The 20,289-nt window shown below is 57.7% G+C and carries 16 protein-coding genes and 1 pseudogene; 3 read left to right on the top strand and 14 right to left on the bottom strand.

All coding sequences use genetic code 11. The features are described from left to right. Positions 1-9: 9 nt before the first annotated feature. The 4 genes from DSCA_RS23585 to DSCA_RS23575 all read right to left on the bottom strand — a co-directional run bounded on the left by DSCA_RS23585 (position 10) and on the right by DSCA_RS23575 (position 2,722). Positions 10-864: an NAD(P)H-binding protein gene (locus tag DSCA_RS23585; RefSeq protein ID WP_155318779.1), complete on the bottom strand. Its 855-nt coding sequence runs from the start codon at positions 862-864 to the stop codon at positions 10-12. Between the two features lie 379 nt (positions 865-1,243). Beyond that, positions 1,244-1,480 (bottom strand): alpha/beta fold hydrolase, encoded by a 237-nt coding sequence (locus tag DSCA_RS33340; RefSeq protein WP_407924259.1) that lies wholly within the window; start codon positions 1,478-1,480, stop codon positions 1,244-1,246. Beyond that, on the bottom strand, positions 1,423-1,938 hold the full coding sequence (locus DSCA_RS23580) for an alpha/beta fold hydrolase (protein ID WP_197904655.1): 516 nt from the start codon (positions 1,936-1,938) through the stop codon (positions 1,423-1,425). The genes DSCA_RS33340 and DSCA_RS23580 overlap by 58 nt, the downstream gene beginning before the upstream one ends. Positions 1,939-2,026: 88 nt before the next feature. Continuing rightward, positions 2,027-2,722: a cysteine hydrolase gene (locus DSCA_RS23575; protein WP_155318778.1), complete on the bottom strand. Its 696-nt coding sequence runs from the start codon at positions 2,720-2,722 to the stop codon at positions 2,027-2,029. Positions 2,723-2,957: 235 nt separating this feature from the next. Here DSCA_RS23575 and DSCA_RS33005 point away from each other — a divergent pair, with 235 nt between their 5' ends. Together DSCA_RS33005 and DSCA_RS33000 are read left to right on the top strand one after the other, a co-directional pair. After that, positions 2,958-3,926, top strand: a complete 969-nt coding sequence (locus DSCA_RS33005; protein WP_197904653.1) for a sigma 54-interacting transcriptional regulator — start codon at positions 2,958-2,960, stop codon at positions 3,924-3,926. A 35-nt stretch (positions 3,927-3,961) separates the two neighbouring features. Further along, on the top strand, positions 3,962-4,372 hold the full coding sequence (locus DSCA_RS33000; protein WP_197904652.1) for a sigma-54-dependent Fis family transcriptional regulator: 411 nt from the start codon (positions 3,962-3,964) through the stop codon (positions 4,370-4,372). A 35-nt stretch (positions 4,373-4,407) separates the two neighbouring features. Here the strand turns inward: DSCA_RS33000 and DSCA_RS23565 are convergent. The 10 genes and pseudogenes from DSCA_RS23565 to DSCA_RS23520 all read right to left on the bottom strand — a co-directional run bounded on the left by DSCA_RS23565 (position 4,408) and on the right by DSCA_RS23520 (position 17,805). Continuing rightward, positions 4,408-5,924, bottom strand: a pseudogene (locus DSCA_RS23565) (acyl-CoA dehydrogenase). A gap of 361 nt (positions 5,925-6,285) precedes the next feature. Continuing rightward, positions 6,286-7,446, bottom strand: coding sequence for an acyl-CoA dehydrogenase family protein (locus tag DSCA_RS23560; RefSeq protein ID WP_231716262.1), 1,161 nt, complete (start codon positions 7,444-7,446; stop codon positions 6,286-6,288). A 242-nt stretch (positions 7,447-7,688) separates the two neighbouring features. After that, a complete protein-coding gene (locus DSCA_RS23555) occupies positions 7,689-8,579 on the bottom strand; it encodes a MaoC/PaaZ C-terminal domain-containing protein (RefSeq protein WP_155318777.1) in 891 nt (296 codons plus the stop codon). Between the two features lie 145 nt (positions 8,580-8,724). Further along, positions 8,725-11,409 (bottom strand): long-chain-fatty-acid--CoA ligase, encoded by a 2,685-nt coding sequence (locus DSCA_RS23550; protein WP_155318776.1) that lies wholly within the window; start codon positions 11,407-11,409, stop codon positions 8,725-8,727. Between the two features lie 117 nt (positions 11,410-11,526). Further along, on the bottom strand, positions 11,527-12,708 hold the full coding sequence (locus DSCA_RS23545) for a thiolase C-terminal domain-containing protein (RefSeq protein ID WP_155318775.1): 1,182 nt from the start codon (positions 12,706-12,708) through the stop codon (positions 11,527-11,529). A 12-nt stretch (positions 12,709-12,720) separates the two neighbouring features. Then, entirely contained in the window at positions 12,721-13,869 is a 1,149-nt protein-coding gene (locus DSCA_RS23540) for a thiolase family protein (RefSeq protein WP_155318774.1), read from the bottom strand. 205 nt (positions 13,870-14,074) lie between these two features. After that, positions 14,075-14,629: a PHP domain-containing protein gene (locus DSCA_RS23535; RefSeq protein ID WP_155318773.1), complete on the bottom strand. Its 555-nt coding sequence runs from the start codon at positions 14,627-14,629 to the stop codon at positions 14,075-14,077. Between the two features lie 5 nt (positions 14,630-14,634). Then, positions 14,635-15,300 (bottom strand): TetR/AcrR family transcriptional regulator, encoded by a 666-nt coding sequence (locus DSCA_RS23530; RefSeq protein ID WP_155318772.1) that lies wholly within the window; start codon positions 15,298-15,300, stop codon positions 14,635-14,637. 158 nt (positions 15,301-15,458) lie between these two features. Next, the gene (locus DSCA_RS23525; protein WP_167527930.1) at positions 15,459-16,595 is read right to left on the bottom strand and encodes an acyl-CoA dehydrogenase family protein; all 1,137 of its coding nucleotides are present in this window, start codon (positions 16,593-16,595) and stop codon (positions 15,459-15,461) included. A gap of 67 nt (positions 16,596-16,662) precedes the next feature. Then, a complete protein-coding gene (locus DSCA_RS23520; protein ID WP_155318770.1) occupies positions 16,663-17,805 on the bottom strand; it encodes an acyl-CoA dehydrogenase family protein in 1,143 nt (380 codons plus the stop codon). Positions 17,806-18,199: 394 nt separating this feature from the next. Here DSCA_RS23520 and DSCA_RS23515 point away from each other — a divergent pair, with 394 nt between their 5' ends. Next, on the top strand, positions 18,200-20,233 hold the full coding sequence (locus tag DSCA_RS23515; RefSeq protein WP_331457127.1) for an acyl-CoA dehydrogenase: 2,034 nt from the start codon (positions 18,200-18,202) through the stop codon (positions 20,231-20,233). Positions 20,234-20,289: the final 56 nt, after the last annotated feature.

Genomic DNA, 20,289 nt, shown 5'->3' with positions numbered 1-20,289 from the left:
AAGACGGTTTCAGGCCGCGAATTCCGCCCCCCAGGCACCGGCGGCAGCGGCCTGCTGCGCATATGCGGTGAAATCTTTCGGTTGACGCCCCAACGCACGCTCAACACCGTCGTTGAGATGGGCATTGCGGCCATCGAGGACCGTACCAAAAAGATAGCGCATCAGGGCTATCGCTTCCGGCGCCCCCCCCCGTGAAGCCAGCCCGGCAGCAAATGACGCATTTGAAATCTGACGATACACGACGCTGCGGCCCGCAGCCTTGGCGATCTCCTCCGTTGCTTCGGCAAATGTCAGCAGCCTCGGTCCGGTCACCTCATACACCTGGCCGGAGTGCCCTTCCTTCGTCAAGGCTGCCACGACCACATCGGCAATATCATCGGTGTCGATGAACGGCTCACCGACATTGCCCGCCGGAAGGGCGATTTCCCCGGCGAGAACCATCTCTCGAAAGGCCCCCTCGCTGAAATTCTGGTGGAACCAGCTCGCTCGTACGATGGTCCAGTCGATACCGGCATTTTGTACGATGCGTTCGCAGCGCTGGGCCTCCTCCTCCCCCCGACCGGAAAGCAGCACTATCCGGCGAACGCCATTTTGCACTGCCAAATCCGTGAAAGCACGAATGGCATCGGGCGCTCCCGTTACAGCCAGGTCCGGATAGTAGACCACATAGACGGCGGATACGTTCTTCAATACGGCCGGCCAGGTCGACGGCTCTTCCCATACGAACGCGGGATCGCCGGAACGGGAACCGATCCGAACGGGTAAATTGAGCGCTCGAAGCCGCTCCACCACCCTCCGGCCGGTCTTGCCGGTACCGCCTAAAATCAATGGAATATTTCCTGAAAGTGGATGTGTATGGTTCATTGGTTGCTCCTTGGTCCAAGTATGGTTTTATACCTCGATCGTCTTTATCTTGCCGACGCGGGCGTTCCCGCCGGCCATCAAGCCGGTGATGCCGCCGTTTTCAATCTCCAGTCAAGCCTCGATGACGATCGGACAGTTCTGAGTATCGGGGGGAAAATTGCGCCATGAAGGCGCTCTCGTTTTCCACGATAATCTTACGCAGCCCGTCAATCGTCTCTTAGGAATCTCGATTTGCATGTTACCCTCCTCGGCTGAATTGGATACGTTCGATCGGTTGCAGGCTTTCCTCACCGCTCTGCTGCAGCGAGTATGAGGGCTGTCACAGAAGGCAAAGACAGCCTTCACGCTCGATTTACCTGTGTCCTGCAGATGCCTGCACCTATTTTGAGGCGAGTTGCAGATTGAGAAATTTACACATCAAATCGGCGATCAGAACGCCATCCTCCTCCAGCGCAAAATGACCGGTTTCCAGCAGATGAAAGTCCATATTCGTCAGGTCCTGCTTGTACGGATGGCCGCCTTCAGCAGGAAAGATATGATCGTTCTTCCCCCAGACGATCAGCGTCGGTGGTTGATATTGGCGGAAATAGGCCTGCCAGGCCGGATAGTGGGAGATATTGTTTTGGTAGTCATAAACAGGGCCAGCTGGATGGCAGGGTTGCCCTTTTTGGTGAGGTGGCGCAGGTCCACGTTCCAATTGTCCGGGCTGATGGAAGCCGTGTTTCTCACGCCATGGGTGTATTGCCACTTTACGCCTTCCGGTGAAATGAAGCGGGCCAACGGCTTCGCATTTTCAGGCGAACGGTCATTCCAGTATTTACGAACGGGATCCCAGAATTCACGCAGGCCTTCTACGTAGGCATTGCCATTTTGGATGATGAGCGATTCGACCCGCTCCGGATGCCGCATCGCCAGCCGGAAGCCGATAGGGGCGCCGTAGTGCATGACGTATAGGCTATACCGCTGCAGGTTCAATTTCTCTATAAAGGCATTCATCACATCGGCCAGGCGGTCGAAGGTGTAATCGAAAAGCATGAGGGTAAAAACGGTTATGACGGTAATCAATTTTTTCATTGGACGTCTCCTTCTTGGTAACATTGCCTGCCTGATCGTCCGGCCCGACCGCCCGCGGCTTCGGCCCGGACGCTTTCAACTTTGTTGTCTAAGCGGCTGGTTGTAAGGCTCCGCCACTCCTCCGGATGGCCTCAACGGCTTCGGTCGTGGTCCAGACCGTATTGGCCATATACCGGAAGTTGACCATCGCAGCCCGATAGCCGTCCCCCTCGGGCAGTTTTGCCGCGGCGGTGGCATCTTTTACGACAGCCACTTCGAACCCCTGCTCTAAAAGTTCGCGCATGTGGGATTCCACGCACAGATTCGCTGACATGCCGGCCAGAACAACCTTGTCCACACTTCGTTTGCGAAGTTGCAGGACAAGATCGTTGGACTCGGGGCCGTATACCTTGTGGGGGCTGGCCACCACGGTTGCGCCATCTTCGATGAACGGTTTGTAGCGATCGAGCCAGTCGGCCCCGGAGCCCTTGAAATTCTCGAGATTCAGGGGCCCTTTACGATCAAACATGCCGATGTTGTGCATCAAAGCCTCCAGGGTTCCCTCGAACTGCCAGCCGTGGTCGGAAGGGTAGTAGTAATGGGGCGATACGAAGACGGGCAATCCGACCGCCTTGGCGGTACGGAAAAGGGTTTCGATATTATCCACCGTGTCGTTTTCTTCAACACTCTCTCCGACCACGCCCCAGGTGACGCCTTCGGGGCTCAAAAAGTCGTTCTGAGGGTCGGTAATGACCAGTGCCGTATGATTGATGTCGATTGTCATGCCGGGATTTGGAAGAGCCATGGCGACCTCCTTTATGGTTTGCGTGTTTTCCAATTTTCCTCATTATCGAAACGTCATGTTGATTGCGCTGACGTTGTCCAAGACCACTACAAAGTCCGTTCCAATTGGTTAAAAAAACCATAACAACTTGTTATCAATTGAATTATTATTCATTTGAGCATACTTCGTTACCAACGATATTTCGTTATTTACGATATTTCGTTGCCAAACCACGAAACTTCGCTTATTTTTCCCCATGAACAATGACCGCGAATACGGACTGGACGACGCGTCCCTGAAGATGCTGCTCTTGGAAATGGCACAGGAGCACGCCGTTGCACCACTTCTGAAGATGATCGTACGGCAGTTCGCCCAGCGTCCGCATGTGGCCTTGGCACGCATCTGGTTGCTCCGGAAAGGCAACTGTCCCTGCCCGGCCGAAGGATTGGCCTGCGACGATCAGGCGGCCTGCCTTCATCTGGCAGCCAGCCAAGGGCATTCGACAGTAGACACCCGTGCTGACTGGTCCCGCCTCGATGGAGAATTCAGCCGGTTTCCGCTGGGGTCACGAAAGGTCGGATGGATCGCAGCCACCGGCAAGGCGGTTGATGTGAATGACATCGGAATGGATGACAAATGGATCGCCAGGCCCGAATGGGCGCGACGGGAAGGGATTATCGGTTTCGGCGGCCAACCCTTGCTGTATAAGGGGGAGGTATTGGGAGTCCTGGCTGTTTTCACCCGCATTCCGATGATGCATGAAGAAATCATCTGGCTGCGTATGATCGCCGATCACGCCGCCACCGCCATCGTCAATGCACGGGCCTATGAGGAAATCCAACAGCTTCGGGAGCAGCTGGAACTGGAGTGCTCCTACCTGCGGGAGGAGGTACAGGAAGCCCACGCCTTCGGATCGATTGTCGGTCAGAGCGAAGCCTTGAAAAATGTTCTGAGGCAAGTGAACCTGGTGGCGCCCACAGATGCCAACGTGATCGTTCTCGGTGAATCCGGAACGGGCAAGGAGCTTGTAGCCCGTGAAATTCACAATCGCAGCGGGCGCCATGAGCGGCCGATGATAAAAGTCAACTGCGCCTCCATCAGCAGGGAGCTGTACGAAAGTGAATTCTTCGGTCATGCAAAAGGGGCTTTCAGCGGGGCGCTAACGGATCGCGCCGGTCGGTTCGAAGCTGCCGACGGTGGGCCCCTTTTCCTTGATGAGGTCTGAGAAATACCGATCGATCTGCAAGGAAACTCCTGCGGGTGCTTCAGGAAGGCCAGTACGAACGCGTCGGCGAAGATGTGACCCGGCAGGTGGATGTGCGCATTATCGCTGCAACCAATCGGAATCTGAAAAAGGAAGTCGCCAGGGGACATTTCCGCCAGGACCTCTTCTGCCGCCTGAATGTGTTTCCCATCGAGGTCGCTCCGTTGTGGTTTCGAAAAGGAGATATCCCCCTGCTGGCCGGATATTTTCTAATGTTGCTTCAAAAGCGGGAAAATCGCACCCTGCCGAGGTTGTCTTCCGCAAACCTGAAGCAACTCCAAAGTTATTACTGGCCCGGAAACGTGAGGGAACTCCCAAAGGTTGATCAAGGAAGGCCGCCTGATTCTCCTACCCCAATGAATGAAAAGACCAAAACTGTTTTGGAAGTATACCGGAAAAGCGCCTAATCCCTGAAGCCACCAATACGCAACACATTCGGGATCTACAGCCAGAAAGAACGCTCCGGCATCTCAGCCGCCGCATCGCAGGTGCTGTTGATGGCGTCCATCTTGCCGTTGGTGGCCGGCAGCAGGGTGTGGATGAAAAATTCGGCCGTCCGCAGCTTGCCCTCGTAAAAGGCGGCATGTTTATTCTTCTCCACCCTTTTCATGCGGGTGGCCGGATCGAGGCTGCCGGCATGCTTCTCCAGACCCGGTACAGCGGCCACTGCCCGCCACAAGTGCATCCAGCCCATGATCACATCACCGGTGGCCTCCAGCAGCGGTTGGGCAAAAGCGAAGGCCGTCATCACCTTCGGACTCATGGCCGTGGCGCCAAATGTCAGGGCGGTTTCCCCCAGCCGGCTGACCGCTTTTTCAAGTTTGACGGCAATGCCCTTCAAAGTCTCCGCCTGCCTGGCCGTTGCCACGGTTTTTCGCATTTCGCCCAGCAGCTCCATGAAATACTTGCCCTGCTTCATCCCCAGCTTGCGGCCGAGAAAATCCATGGCCTGGATGCCGTTGGTGCCTTCGTAGATGCTGGTGATCTTGGCATCCCGCAGGTACTGCTCCACCGGGTACTCCATGATGTAGCCGTATCCGCCGTAGATCTGCACCGCCTGGGTGCACACCTCGAAGGCCTTGTCCGAGCAATAGGCCTTGACCACCGGAGTGAGCAGTTCGATCAGCTCCTGCCAGCGATCCCGATCGACGTGATCCCCGGCGAGGGCCACCCGGTCGAAGCAACTGCCCAGATAGTAGACGAAACTGCGCATGCCCTCCACATACGCCTTCATCCACATGAGCATTCGCCGCACGTCCGGGTGCTGGATGATGGGTACCGAAGGGGCCTCGGGGTTCATCATCTGCATCAAATTTCTCCCCTGCTTGCGCTCGCGGGCATAACTCAGGGCATAGGCATAAGCGGCGCTGGCCATGGCGAACCCCTGGATGCCCGCACCCAGCCGGGCCTCGTTCATCATGTGGAACATCACCATCATGCCCTTGTTTTCCTCACCCAAAAGGGTACCGATGCACCGGCCCTTGCCGCCCAGGGTAAGCGAACAGGTGGCGCTGCCGTGGATGCCCAGTTTCTCTTCGATGCCCGTGCAGACCACGTCGTTGGATTCGCCCAGGCTGCCGTCGGCATTGACGCGAATCTTGGGAACCAGAAACAGGGAAATTCCCTTGGTGCCTTCCGGCGCCCCCTTGGTGCGGGCCAGCACCGGATGGATGATGTTCTCGGTCAGGTCCTTCTCCCCTCTCGGTAGAGTTCGAAGATGCGGCGGTAGGCTTCGGGCACCTTCACCGTGCCGCCGGAAAATGTGCAGCCCTCCTTGTCTCCGGGACCGTTGGCGGGCAGCAGTTCCTTGACAGCCAGCCTGCGGGCCTCGGTGATAATCAGGTCCAGGGTCTTCTTGTTGAACGCTGCAAAGCGTTCATGTTTGATCAGTTCGTCCAGTCCCAATTGTTCGTATAATACGAAATCCACGTCGCGGCGTTCCGCCAGTTCCAATGCCATTTTTGTTTAGCTCCCATTTCTCATACCGGATAAACCGAAAATTACAAATAACAAGCACCAAATCTCAAATGACAATACTCAAAATACAAAACAACTCCGAATCGCAACGGTTTGAGGGATTGAGATTTGAATTATTGGGATTTATTTGTAATTTGTGTTGTTAGCATTGTAATTTTAAGTCTTCTCAATTCCTAACCCCCCGAATCCCAAATCGATCTTGCTTCCATTCACAAATGGTAGATTTTGGTTCAGGCCAAGGCCGCAGCGAGGTTGAAACCGCAGGCGTAGCAGCGCTACGTTGAGGATTTCAGACGAGCGAGAACGCCGGCTTGGGCCGAAAGATGCCGTTTGTGAGTGGAAGTCACATCAGTTTTGAGATAATCTCCTTCATAACTTCCGTCGTCCCGCCGCCGATGGACAGAATCCGGTTGTCCCGGTAGAGCCGCTCCACTAAATGGCCGCGCATGTAACCATACCCGCCGAACAGCTGCACCGCATCGTAGGTCACCCGGTCGCTGACGCTGCAGGCAAAATTCTTGGCCATGGAGACCGCCTTGATCTGGTCGATGCCGGCATCGATCCTGGCGGCCACCCGCCAGGTGAACTCCCGGGCAACTTCCACCAGGGTGGCCATATCCACCAGTTTGTGCCGCGTCACCTGGAACCCGATCAGCGGCTTGCCGAAGGTCTGCCGCGCCTTGACATAGCCCTGGGCCGCTTCCAGGGCCATCTGGGCGGTCATGTATGCCATGATCGCCAGGGAGAGCCGCTCGCCCTGGAAATTCTCCATGATGGCGTAAAATCCCTGATTTTCCTCACCGATCCGGTTGGCCACCGGCACCCGGCAGTCATCGAAATAGATTTCGGCCGTGTCCGAGGCCCACCAGCCGGTTTTCTTGAGCGGCGTGGAGACCGAATAACCCGGGGTCCCGGACTCGATCACCAACATGCTGATCCCGTGGGCGCCGGGGTCGCCGGTACGTACGGCGCAGGTAACCTGATCGGCCCGGGTGCCGCTGGTGATGAAGGTCTTGCTGCCGTTGACGATGTAGTGGTCGCCGGCGCGTACGGCCGTGGTGGCCAGGTTGGAGACATCCGATCCGCCGCCCGGCTCGGTGATGGCCAGAGCGGCAATGCGGTCGCCGGCGATCACCGGTTTGACGAATTTCTCTTTCTGCGCATCGGTTCCCCGGCAGACGATGGGCGGCAGGGCGATGTTCAGCGATCCCAGACCGGCTACAAACCCGCCGGACCCCGAGCGCATCAGTTCCTCGCTGGCGGCAACGGTGAAAAAGATGTCGCCGGGGGTGCCGCCGCAATCCTCGGGATAGCCGATTCCCAGGACGCCCACGTCACCAGCCTTCTTATAAATCTCTTTTGGGAAACCGCCCGCCTCCTCCCACTCGTCGACAAAGGGCTTGACCTCCTTGTCGATGAATTCCTTCACCGACCGGCGCACCATGTCGTGGGCCTTGGTAAAATACTGCTGGCAGGCGGCCTTTTCCGAAAATTCCATGGTCATTGGTATCTACTCCATTACAAGGGTGGCAAAAGACCAATCACAGACGCTGCTGGTCGAAAAAACCAACTTCCAAGCACCAAATCCCAAATAAATTCCAAAGTTCAATGCTCAATGCTCAAATTTCAAACAGCACCAAAGCCGATGGTTTGAAATTTTGATATTGTTATTTGTTTGTTATTTGTCATTTGGGATTTGGAATTTTTTGCCGGAAAGATCTGGTATTATATTCCTCGGTTTCTCAATCACGAAGATTGAGGAGGCATAACGAGGGCTTTTCCTTCCGCCACCAGCTTCTGATCCTGATTGGTCCAGGTCAGCGACATGCGTACCCACTTGCGGTCTTCCAACTTCTTGATGACCTCGCCCACGCAGGTAATGGTGTCTCCGAAGTAGGTGGGCGCCTTGAAGCGGGTAGTGATTTCCAAAGCCACGGTGCCCAGGCCCGGCAGTTTCATGCCCAGCACCGGGGCGCACAGGCACTGGGGCAGGGCCCCGTGGGCGATGCGGGTGCCGAAAGGCGTCTTTTTTGCGAATTCCTCGTTCATGTGCATGGGATTGAAATCCCCCGAGATGCCGGCAAAGAGATAGACATCCGTCTCAGTGATGGTCTTGGTGAACGAAGCCGTCATGCCGATTTCCAGTTCTTCATAGGTGTATCCCAGTTGAACGGCGTCCTTCACTTCGGGTCGGAAATGGTCGATGTCCATGATGGTGGCGGTGGTCTTTTTGGCGAACACCGCCTTGACCCGCAGACCTTTTTTCATCTGACTGACCGGAACGCCCCTGACGATGTGGACCAGCGGGGTATCGGCGCCGTCGAGCTGAATCAGTGCCTGGATATAGGGCGGGTCCAGGGGCTGGTGGGGCTCCTTGTAGCGAATCACCGTAAAACCGGTCACCGTTCCCGAGTGCTTCACATCCACCCAGTTGTCGGAAATATCCACGAAGCAGCGCTCACAGGTGGAGCGGGGAGGCACGAAAACCTTGCCGCAGCTGTCGCACTTGAGCCCCATGATCTTTTGTTTATCCCTGATGGTCGTGATAAACCGGCTGCCCGTTTTACCGGCAAAGTACTGGTAGGGAAGGGCCAGTTTGCCCTCCACCACAAAGCTGTCATTGTATCGGGTATCCATGTGATCTCCTTTGGGAGGAAGGGGTCAAGTGAAACATCCTTAACCAATCCCTTGAATCCTTGACGCCTTGACGTCTCGACCCCTTGAACCCTTTTCAAACGTGTATGCGTCTCCTGCTGTTTGTCGAGTGGGCAAGCACACCACCTCACTCCACAATCTCGAAATACCTGATATCCGTAATGGCACCGATGCGTTTCTGGTTCCATACCGGTCGAACCCGCACCCCGCGTCTGACCTTGGAGAAATCATCGGTGACCAGTTCGTGCCAGAGGGTTTCATGCCCCTTGCAGCCGTCCAGGAGAAAATGGGCCGAGATATACGGTGTCTCGCGGCTCTCCCCGGTGAGCGGATCGGGACTGGCATAATAGGTGATGTCCGGCGTGGCGATGACGCCTTCCGGCCCCACTTCCACCCACTGGTCCGCGCGGACCTTGCACTCGGCACATACCTCTCTCGGGGGCAGCTGGAGCCGGCCGCATGCCGGGCACCGGTTGGCCAGTATCTTTTTCTCTTTGAATGCTTTGAGAAATTTTCCCATCACCGGCCCGGTGGCAAACCGCTGGGGGATGGAGAGGACCTGGCTGAGCCGGAGCAGTTCTTCCTTCTCTTCCTCCGGTCCGGCGGGCCCGGGCGGCGTGTATTTTTTGAAGAAGCGGGTCGCCTTGGTCAGCAAGCCCATGTCCCCTTCCACCTTGAGGCGCCCGGATGTAAAAGCCGTCATGCCGTCCAGCTTGCCCAGTGTGATGGCAATCCAGTCCTTGGCGCTGCAGGTGGTGGTCACCGCGGGATCGTGAAGACCGTCCCGGACCTTGACATCGCCGTCGGCCACGCACACGGTGTACGCTCCGCCGCCTGAGCCGGTAATGATGTACCCGTAGTCGGCCGTTATCCCGGCCACACCCTCCGGGTTGACCCGGCTCTCCATGGTGCCGAAAATATCGGCCACGGTCACCGCCGGGGCGGGCTGCGGGGGCGTGTACTTCTTGAAAAACCGGGTTGCCTTGGTCAGCAGCCCCATATCACCCGCCACCTTGAGCTTGCCCGAGGTAAAGGCGGTCATGCCGTCCAGCTTGCCCAAGGTGATGGCGATCCAGTCCTTGGCCGCGCAGGTGGTGGTCACGGCCGGATCGTGAAGGCCGTCCCTGACCTGCACATCCCCGTCGGCCACGCACACGGTCCACTCCCCGCCGCCCGAACCGGTGAGGATGTAGCCGTAATTGGCGGTGACGCCGGCCACCCCCTCCGAGTTGACCCGGCTCTCCATGGTGCCGAAAATGTCCGCCACGGTGGCCTGGGACGCCCTGGCCTTCTTGGGTCGCGGGGTCAGGCCCCACTTGCGCAATTCTTTTTTGAGTACTTTTCCAATGGGACTGCGGGGAAAATCGTCTTCCAGGATCTCGACGTATCTGGGCACCTTGAAAGTGGCCAGGTGCTTTTTGCAGAAGTCGATCACGTCCTGCTCGGTGAGGCCGTCGTCCAGGGGGATGACGAACACCTTGACTTCCTCGCCCATGGTGTCATCCGGCACGCCGACCGTGGCCGCCTCCTGAATCATGGGGTGGGTGGCCAGCAGGTTGTCGATCTCCTTGGGGTAGATGTTCTCACCGCCGCGGATGATCATGTCCTTGATACGGTCGACGATAAAGATGTATCCGTCTTCATCCATGATCCCCACGTCGCCGGTGTGCAGGTAGCCCTCCGCAAGGGTTTCCGAGGTTTCCCCGGGGCGGTTGAAGTAGCCCTTCATGACCACGTCGCCGCCGATGCAGATCTCTCCGGACTCGCCCCGGGGGCATTCACTGCCGTCTTCGGCCAGGATCTTGACGTCCTGGCCGGGCAGCGGCAAACCGATGGATCCGATTTTTCTCACCCTGTCACGGGGGTTGATGGTGCTCACGCAGGTGGCCTCGGTGAGCCCGTAGCCTTCCACGATGGGGATACCGAATGCCTCCTGGAAATTCTTCATGGTCTCTTCGGTCAACGGCGCCGCGCCGCAGATGCCGAACTGCAGGCTGCTGAGGTCGTATTTCTGTCGGGTGGGGTCGGACAGCAGAATCTGGTAAACCGCCGGAACGGCCGACCAAAAATTGACCTTGTGGCGGTCGACCACTTCCCAGAATTCACTGGCCGAAAACTGCCGGCGCAGCACAATCTGCAGCCCGATGCCCAGGGAAAAGGTACACGACAGCATGGCGTTGACGTGGAACAGGGGCAGACATATCAACGCCGTCATCTTCTCTTCCAGGTTCAGCGCACGGGTCACCCCGTCTACGTCGGCCAGCACGTTCCGGTGGGAGAGCAGCACCCCCTTGGGGTTGCCGGTGGTACCGGAAGTATAGAAAATATAGGCGGTGTCCGCATCTTCACTTTCGCAAGCCACCGGCGTTTCGGTGCCTTCGGCCAATAGGGCCGCGAAGTCGATGTGTTCAGGGCGGGGTTTTTCGCCCACCTCGATAATCTTTTCCAGGTGAGGGCAACGGCCTTTGATTTCATCCAGAATGGGCAGGTACTGGTCCTCGATGATCAATCCCCGCCCCCTGGAATCGTTGAGCAGATACTGCACCTCGGGCGCCTTCCACCAGCCGTTCACCGGCCCGGCCACGGCCCCGATCTTCTGGATGGCGAAATAGGCCACCAGGGTCTGGGGGCTGTTCTGCACCAGCACATGTATAAAATCGCCTTTTTCAAAGCCCCGGCCTTTCAGGGCATTGGCCAGAATGTTGACCTGACGGCCGAAGTCGCCGTAGGTTACCGTCTGGTCATAGAATTGGAGATAGGGAAGGTCCGTGTAGCGTTCCACGGCCGTATCCAGATAGGTTCCCAGGTTCATGATGATATTCCTCCAACGGTTATTATCTGTGTATGGATCGCGGCTGAAAGCCGCTCCTGAATCCGTCTTGTGTCTTCCGCCTTCCGACCTCGGTTCTCCGGCATCCGCCCCCCGTCATCACCAGGGCACCGCCCGTGTCAGCAACGTCAGCACCGTCCACATGGTGCCGCCGAAGCCGGAAGCCAGGGCCTGATTGACGGTCTTGGGAACCTGGTGTCCGCCGGCCCGGCCCATGATCTGCAGCGCCGCTTCGGCCACACGAACCATGGCCGTGGCCCCGATGGGGTTGGAGGCGATGACGCCGCCGGAAGGATTGACGGGAAAGGCGCCGTCGATGGCAATCTCGTCGTTCTCGATCATCTTCAGGTGTTCGTCGCCATCGAGAAGAAGAAATTCCCGCAGCCAGTCCGGCCCCCACCAGCTGGATGGATCGTACATCTCGAACAGGTCGATCTCTTCGCGCGGATGGGTGATACCGCATCGTTCGAACAGTTTTTCGGCCGCATACCGGTGTGTGGTGAGCACCGGCGCATCGCCGAAGATGCAGAACATCTCTTCCCGGTGGGCGGTCACGTGGTCCTTGATCCATGCGGGCTGATCGCACAACTGTTTTGCCTTTTTCTCAGAGGCGAAAATCATGACACAGGCACCGTCGCTCTGGGAGCACATATGGATCATACGCAGTTCGCCCACCAGGGCGGGGGAATTGACGGCCAGGTCATCGGCCTGGTCGAACTCCAGGCCCAGCCGACGGTGGGCCTTTTCGTTTTTCATGGCGTGCTTGTCCATGAGAATACGGTATTTCATGGCCGCCCGCTTGGCCCGATCTTCACCGAATTCATCGATCATCTGGGTAGCGGTCATCCCGGTGAGTGCGCCGGTCTGCAACTGCCGGCCCCACAGGGGATCGGCCATATTGGTAATTCCGCCGGTGGTATGTCCCTCCTGGAGTTTTTCAAAACCGATGGCCATCACCACGTCGTGAAGGCCGGACGCCACCAGATGATCCGCCGCGCACACCAGGGTCGCACCGGTCGTGCCGCCGGTGGTCACCCGCAGGCACTCCTTGCCGAACGCACCCGTGCCGATGGTGTGCCACAGATCCGGCTGATGGACCATCTCGAAAAGCTCCATGTTGCCGTGAACGATACAGTCCACATCGTCCAGCGTAATTCCGGCATGGGCCAATGCCTCGGCCACCGCCTCCTGAATCATCTCCGGCTGGTTCACCTCTTCGCGGTGGCTGGAGTATACCGACTGCCCGACGCCGATGATGCCGACATTTCTGTTTTTCTTCATGGGTTTCCTCCTTTATGCCCGCGCCAGTGTGACCACGGAATGAAACTGTCCGGCCGGCCCCATGACCCCATGGGCCAGGGCGGTGGACGCATCGTCGACCTGGTGGCCATGGGCCTTCCCCATGAGCTGCAGGGAGGCTTCCGCCGCCCGGACCAGCCCCCCGAGTATCATGGGGTTCCCGGCCAGGGTCCCCCCGGAGGGGTTGACCGCCGTCGAATCGCTGCCGGTCGCACACACGGCCAGACCGCCGGTTCCCTCATCGCAGATGCCCAGCCCCTCAAGCCACATGGGCTGCTGGTAGGCGAACAGATCAGACACCTCCACCAGGTCAAAAGCGGTTTTGGGGTCGCTGATACCGGCCCGCATGTAGGCCCGCCGGGCCGCCTCCTTCAGGGCAAAGCTGGACGCCAGATCCCGGTCTCCCAGAAAAAAGGAATCCATGCAGTTGCCCACACCGGTAATCCACACCGGTGTATCGGTAAACGCGCCCACCCGCTCTTCAGCCGCCAGCAGCATGCCCACGGCACCGTCGGAAACCGGGTAAGCATGCAGCTGGCGGATCGGGTCGGCGAGCATGGGCGAGGTCATGACCTGTTCGGCCGTCACCGCCTCGATGGCAGGCAGCCGGTCGTTTTTCAACGCGTTCCGGCGGGATCGGACCACCACGGCGGCCAGCTGCTCCTCGGTGATGCCCGAGTGGTCGATATACGCCTGGGCCTGGAGTCCGGCCGCGGCGCAAAAATCCAGCCCCACCGGTCGGGTATAGAAGGGATCGAAAGCGACATGGGTCACCATGTTGCGGCTTCTGCACTGGGATTCCTTGCAGTGACCGACAACCAGGACCACGTCCACGTGTCCCGACTGGATGGCGGCAAGGCCGTAGTAAAGGGCCTGAATGCCTTCCTGTGCCACCTTCTCCTCACATCCCATATGGGCCCCGAGGACGTCGGTCATGGCGTTGTCCGAAATGGTACGGGCATCGAAAATGTCATCCGACACGTTGATGGACATGTCGATGCCCCGACCTTTTGAGAAATCTACACCGGTTTGCGCCTGGATTGATTCGAGCACTTCCAGGGCCATGCCCTGGAACCGCTCGTTCCATTTGTCCGGTTCATAGGTGGTTTGCGCCACCGCACAGATGCCCACTCGTCTTGCCATAGCCACGATCCTCCTTGGAATATAATTTTGGGGGAATTGAGGCGTTGGGGAATTAACGCGCCTTGACCAGCCGCACCTCAATCCGAATACTTCCGGAAGAAAGAAACACAATCAAAAAAGTTGTGAGAATTGTATGAGAAGATAGGATGGGTCGCGGCACCGGCATCCCGTCTGTTCGTTATACGCGTCGTTCCGGCACACGCCGTCAGTTGCCGGCGTAACAATTCCAGAATGCGTTGTTCCGGACGGCCCGGATGATGCTGTCCTTGTCCCGGGCACAGTCCATTTCAATCCAGGCCCGCCCGCACCCCTGGCGGGTATGGGCATCATCCGTGGCAACCTTGGGAAAAGGAATCGCGCCGGTCTCGTACTCGGGGGTCCGGAAACCTTTGGTTGTGACCTCAACCGCATCAATGGGCAATCGCCGGGCCACGGCATTGATGCGCGCGATCACTTTGGCCAGGGGAAGATCCAGTTCCGCAGGATGGTTGAAGATGTGCAGGGTTTCCCGATCCCCGTCGATGCGGTTGACATGCAGGTAACCCTTTTCAAAAACGGTCATCTCCAACCCGGTGAAAACGATCATCTCGGTATCCAGGCGTTCCACCCGGTCGTAACAGCCGCCTCGGACCAGGTAGTCATGGTCGGTCAGCGCGATGAAATCGAAGCCCAGCCCGGTATAGACGGAAACCACCTGGTCGATGGACAAGGTGCCGTCTGAACAGGTGGTGTGCACATGCAATGCGCCCTTGAGATGCATGACGGCTACCTGACCAGGCGTTCGATACCGCCGATGATGAAATCGATCGCATCCTGGCCGATGGTCTTCAGTTCCGCTGAGCGGTCCTGCCAGATCAGGTTGTGGTAGGCAAGACGCTCGAACATGCCCATGATACTCGTGGCCATGACCTCGGCCGACAGATCACTTTGGAACCGGCCCCCCTGGTTTTCGCAAACCCGCATCAGGGCCTGGCAGACATCATCGATCAGTTTGTCGAAAATTTTTTTCCGGTGGGCCTCCACCACCTCTCCCTGCCCCACGGATTCTCTGAAGAAAATGGCGATGTTTTCGGGATGGTTGGGACAAAAGTCCTCGAAAAAAATCCGGCCGGCTTCACGGATGCCCGCCAGGGAAAGGTCCGCGTTCTTAAAAGCCGAGCCCAGCATGTTGCGCAGATCAAATCCGATCTGGCCAAGCAGTTTGACCAGCAGATCTTCTTTATTCTTGAAGTAAAAATAAAGGGTCCCCACCGAGACTTCCGCCGTATCGGCAATCTTCTCCATACTGGCTTTGTGGTAGCCATCGGCGGCGAACAGGGTCTGTGCCGCGCCCAGAATGGTTTCCAGGCGCTGTTCACGCTCCCGCTGCCGCCGGAGTGCGCTTTTGGATAATGGGGGCGTCGTTTCCCGCCTGTCTTTCTTTTTACTCATCTCCTCTCCAATATTTCGGGGCCCTTGAACCGCGTCCTGCCCAAAAATGCCCCTCAACGAAGGGACGCCATGAACCGGGCAACGCGTGCCCGGAACAGCCAGTGCCGCATGGACTCTGTATCTGAAATTCCATATGGGCACAAACGCTTTTCTTCCGATTAAAGCCGGCCCAGGGCCGCGTCCCCGATCTTCACCCGGGCAATTTCCGATGAGATGCCGGCAATCTGACCGTACTTGGCACACCGGTATGCCTGCTCCGCGGCGCTGCCGGACCGGTATCCGTCGCCGGACAGAACCTGCAGCGCCTTACCCGCGACGGTTTCAGCCGCTTCCGTGCAGAACACTTTGGCGCACAGGGTCATCACGCCGGCCGCCTTGGGATCGTCGTCGGCCATCCAGGCCGCCCGGTATGCGTACAACTGAGCCGTCTGGTAGAGGGTCAGCATCTCCGACAGCTTGAACCCCACCTCCTGGTAGGCAATTACCGGCTTTCCGCCGGAGTGGTGGGTTTTGGCAAAATCCCGCGCCGTCTCAAAACTGCGATTCATCATACCCAGAGCGGCAACGATCAGGATCTGGTTTTCCCACATCTTGAGCGTATCCAGCCAATGACGGGTTTCAAAAGGTCCGATAACGCGGCTTTGCGGCACCCTTACGGCGTCCAGTTCCAGACCGCAGATGGCCACCCCATTATACCCCATGGTGGCGATCCGACCGGTGAGGGTCAGCCCCGGCGCTGTTTTTTCGATGAGGAAGGCCACCACCCGTCCATCAAGGCATCCCACCACCGCATACCAGTCCGCCACGGGGCCGTTGACCACATACCCTTTGGCCCCGCTGACCGCGATGCGGCTGCCGTCCCGAACGCCCACCGTTGCCAGCGGTTCGTTTTCGACATTCATGGCCGACTCGGAAAGGGCGACGGCTCCGATGAGGCCGCCGTCCGTCAGCCGCTTCAACAACGCCTTCTTATCTTCCTTCAAATCCCATAACGTCAGGATTCTTCCAAAAAAACGGGCAGCCATCTCCACCGAAAGAAAAATGGAAGCAGAAACACCGGACAGCGTCTCCATGGCGGCCATCATGGCCAGGGATCCCGAAACCGCCTGTCCTTCGGCGCTGATACCGAGTTTCAGGTATCCCATGGGGCCGAGCCTTGACAGCGCCCCGTCCAGGTGACCGTGAATCGTCGAAAGATCACCGGATTCCAGGTCGCGGCTGCCGGCATAGTCGATCATCGCGTCGTTAACCTGAGAAAAAAACGCCTTTTCTCGGTCAGAAAAATCAAAGTTCATGCCGTTCTCCTCGCACCGGGAAACCGCAAGCCCCAATCCCCCCATGCATGATATGCTCAACCCAGTCTCACATCAGCTTCGAAATGATCATTTTCTGAATTTCGGAAGTACCGCCGCCGATCGGGGCCAGCCGCGTATCCCTGAAAATACGTTCCATGTCGAACTCATGGGTGTAGCCATAGCCGCCGTGCAGGGTGACCGCATCGTTGGTAACGGCCAGGCTCCAGTCGCCGATGAACAGTTTGGCAACCGCCGCCTCCAGATGGTTGAGCGGGCGACCCTGGTCCTTGCACCAGGCAATCCGGTAGACCAGGGTCCGGGCCGCCTCGCCGAAAATCCGCATGTCGGCCAACTTGTGCTTGATGGCCTGGAATTTTCCGATGGGCCGGCCGAACTGGATGCGCCCCTTGGCGTAATCGGCACATTTTTTCAACATGTAGGTGGTGACCCCCACAAAGGGCGCCAGCAGGGCGCTGCGATCCCATTCCACGGTCTGCATGGCGTACAAAAAGCCATCGCCCTCCCTGCCCAGCAGATTCCGGGCAGGAATTTTACAGTCCTTGAAGACCAGTTCGCTGGTCTGGGAGGTTCGCACCCCCATCTTGATCAACGGCGGTCCGGGTGAAAAACCGGGGGTGCCTTTTTCGACAATGAAGGCGCTGATACCGGCATGGGCCTGTTCCGGATCGGTCTTGGCGTAAACCACGGCCACATCGGAGATGGGACCGTTGGTGATCCACATTTTCGTGCCGTTGAGCACATAATGGTCACCGCATTTTTCTGCCGTGGTGGCCATGGCGGCCACATCGGACCCGGCATCCGGCTCGGACAACCCCATGCAGCCGATCCACCGGCCGGAGGCCAATTTGGGAATATATCGCTGGCGTTGCGCTTCCGTGCCGTTGCGAAACAGGGTGTCCGCGCAAAGAAAGGTGTGGGCGCCATAAGCAAGCGTCAGGCCGCCATCCACACCCGCCTCGCCCAGGGCTTCTCCTGCCAGTACCGTGGTGACGACGTCCGCGCCCTCCCCCCCATATTCCGTGGGGAAATGAAGCCCCAGGAGCCCGAAATCCCCCATTTTTCGAAAGGATTCGAAATCGAACGCCTCCTGGAGATCGTGCTCCCGCACTCGGGGAACGATTTCCTTTTTGGCGAACCGGATCACCTCTTTTTTGAACATGAGCTGTTCTCTGGTGAACGCGAAATCCATCTTCGCCCCCCTTCACCCGGTGGATAATTGCCCGGCGCTGGCAACCGCTGGTGCAACTTGAATTCAATTATTTATTCGAATCTAATTCAATCACTGAACATAGCAATACAAAGATCGCACACCCCTTGTCAAGAATTATATGAACTTAATTATTTATTCGAATATGATTCATATTAAGAGTGCAATTAAAATGCACTCGCTGCAACGGCCCTGTTCATGGAAAAAAACGGTCGGTCTTCCCGCCCTGCCGCTTTTCGCATCGCTCCGGCAATCGGGAGTTGAACAAGGTTCAACAACTACTTGCAATTCACGGCCAGCGCTGCTTGACAAGGTCCCATGCCTATACTAACAAAAATGGGGTTCGCCACATCCTTTCCATCAACCATAAGTCGTTATGACATTTTTCACTATCGCGCAGGACCCCGTCCCGGTTGTTCCGGACCGGGTTGCCGGTGCGACTCGGGTGAGGGGCGATGCATGGGACACACCTGCCTGCAGCGCCATCGCCGGCCCCGAAAAACACACGGCAGAAAACGATGAATTCATTTTCAAGCAACGGGAGAGCGGAAACATGACGCAGCAAATCGCAGACCGCCGGGATATCGACTTTGTCCTTTATGAACAATTGGATGTCCAACAGCTGTTTAAAACCGAAAAGCACCGGGACCTGAACAAAAAAATGGTGGACATGGTGGTTACCGAAGCCCGGTCGTTCGGCATTAAAGAGGTTCTGCCCACCCATGGTGAAGGCGACACGACCGGTGTTTCTTTTGAAAACGGGAAGGTTTTTGTTCCCGAGTGCTATCGCCGCCCCTACCGGCTGATGGTTGAAAACGGCTGGACATCTCTCACCGAGGATCCTGCTGCAGGCGGACAGGGGCTGCCGCACATGGTGATGCGCGCTGCAGGCGAGTACTTCATCGGGGCCAATTATGCCATGGTGATCTATGCCATGGAAGGCCACGGCACCGGCAAGATGATCGAATTGTTCGGCACCGAGCAACAAAAAGAACTGTTCCTCAAAAAACTCTACACTGCCGAATGGGGCGGGACCATGGATCTCACCGAACCCGAAGCCGGGTCGGACGTCGGTGCCCTGACCACTTCGGCCAGGCGCCTGGACGACGGCACCTATGCCATCACGGGCAACAAAATCTACATTACCAACGGAGAACACGACCTCACCGAAAATATCATCCACCCGGTACTGGCGCGTATCGAAGGCGCACCGGCGGGGACCAGGGGCATTTCCATTTTCATCGTTCCCAAGATATGGGTCAATGACGACGGCAGCCTGGGCGAACGCAACGATATCGTCTGCACGGGGACCGAAGAGAAAATGGGCCTCCACGGCAGCGCCACCTGCGCCATGTCCATGGGCAGCAAAGGGGTGTGCCGGGGGCTGTTGCTCGGAGAAGAAAACTCGGGCATGAAAATCATGTTCCACATGATGAACGAGGCGCGGCTGGATGTCGGTTTCATGGGGTTCTGCAATGCCACGGCGGCCTTCCTTTACGCAGTCAACTTTGCCCGGGAGCGCATCCAGGGAAGGGATTTGGCCGACGGCAAAAATGCCGATGCGCCCTCCGTTCCCATCATCCGGCATCCGGACGTTCGCCGCATGCTGTTGTGGATGAAATCCCATGTCGAAGGCATGAGGAGCTTCATCTATTATGTGGCCCGCTGCTTCGACCTGGCCGAATGCTCCGCCGATGAAGGGGAGCGGGAGCGCAATGACGACCGTATCGCCCTGCTCACCCCGCTGATCAAGGCCTACTGCGCCGGACGCGGGTTCGAGGTCTGTACGGAGGCCATGCAGGTGCACGGAGGCTGCGGCTATACCATGGACTACCCGGTCGAACAGCTGGCCAGGGATTGCAAGATCGCCTCCATTTTTGAGGGCACCGACGGCATCCAGGCCATGGATCTGCTGGGACGCAAGCTGGGCATGAAAAAGGGCGCCGTGTTCATGGACGTTTTGGACGAAATAAAAAAGACCATCGAACAGGCCAACGGCATCGACAGTCTCAAGCCGTTGTCCAGGGCTCTGGAGACGGCCGTCGATCAACTGGCAGAAACAGCCATGGGTATCGGCAGGCAGGCCATGAGCCCGGCATTTAAAACCGCATTCGCCCATGCGCATCCGTTCATGATGGCCATGGGCGACGTGATCATGGGATGGATGCTGCTGTGGCGGGCGGCGATATCGGCCCCCAGGCTTGAAAAACGGGTTGGCGGCCTGGAGGAAAGGAAAAAGATCGATAAGCTCGAAAAAGACAAAGATGCGGCCTTCTACAGCGGCCAGATCCAGAGTGCCCGTTATTTCATCAATTCGGTCCTGCCGATCACGCTGGGTCGTTTGGCGGCCATTCGCACGGGCGACGATGCCGTACTGGAAATTACCGAAAGGGGGTTTGGCGGATTGTAAGGGCAATCTGCACAGCCGTCTGGTTAACCGAATCAGAAGGCCCGGCTTGAACCACC

It is taken from the genome of Desulfosarcina alkanivorans (genome assembly GCF_009688945.1).
Classification (GTDB): Bacteria; Desulfobacterota; Desulfobacteria; order Desulfobacterales; family Desulfosarcinaceae; genus Desulfosarcina; species Desulfosarcina alkanivorans.
Note: the sequence above shows the minus strand (reverse complement) of the source record. Positions and strands in the feature narration are given on the sequence as shown.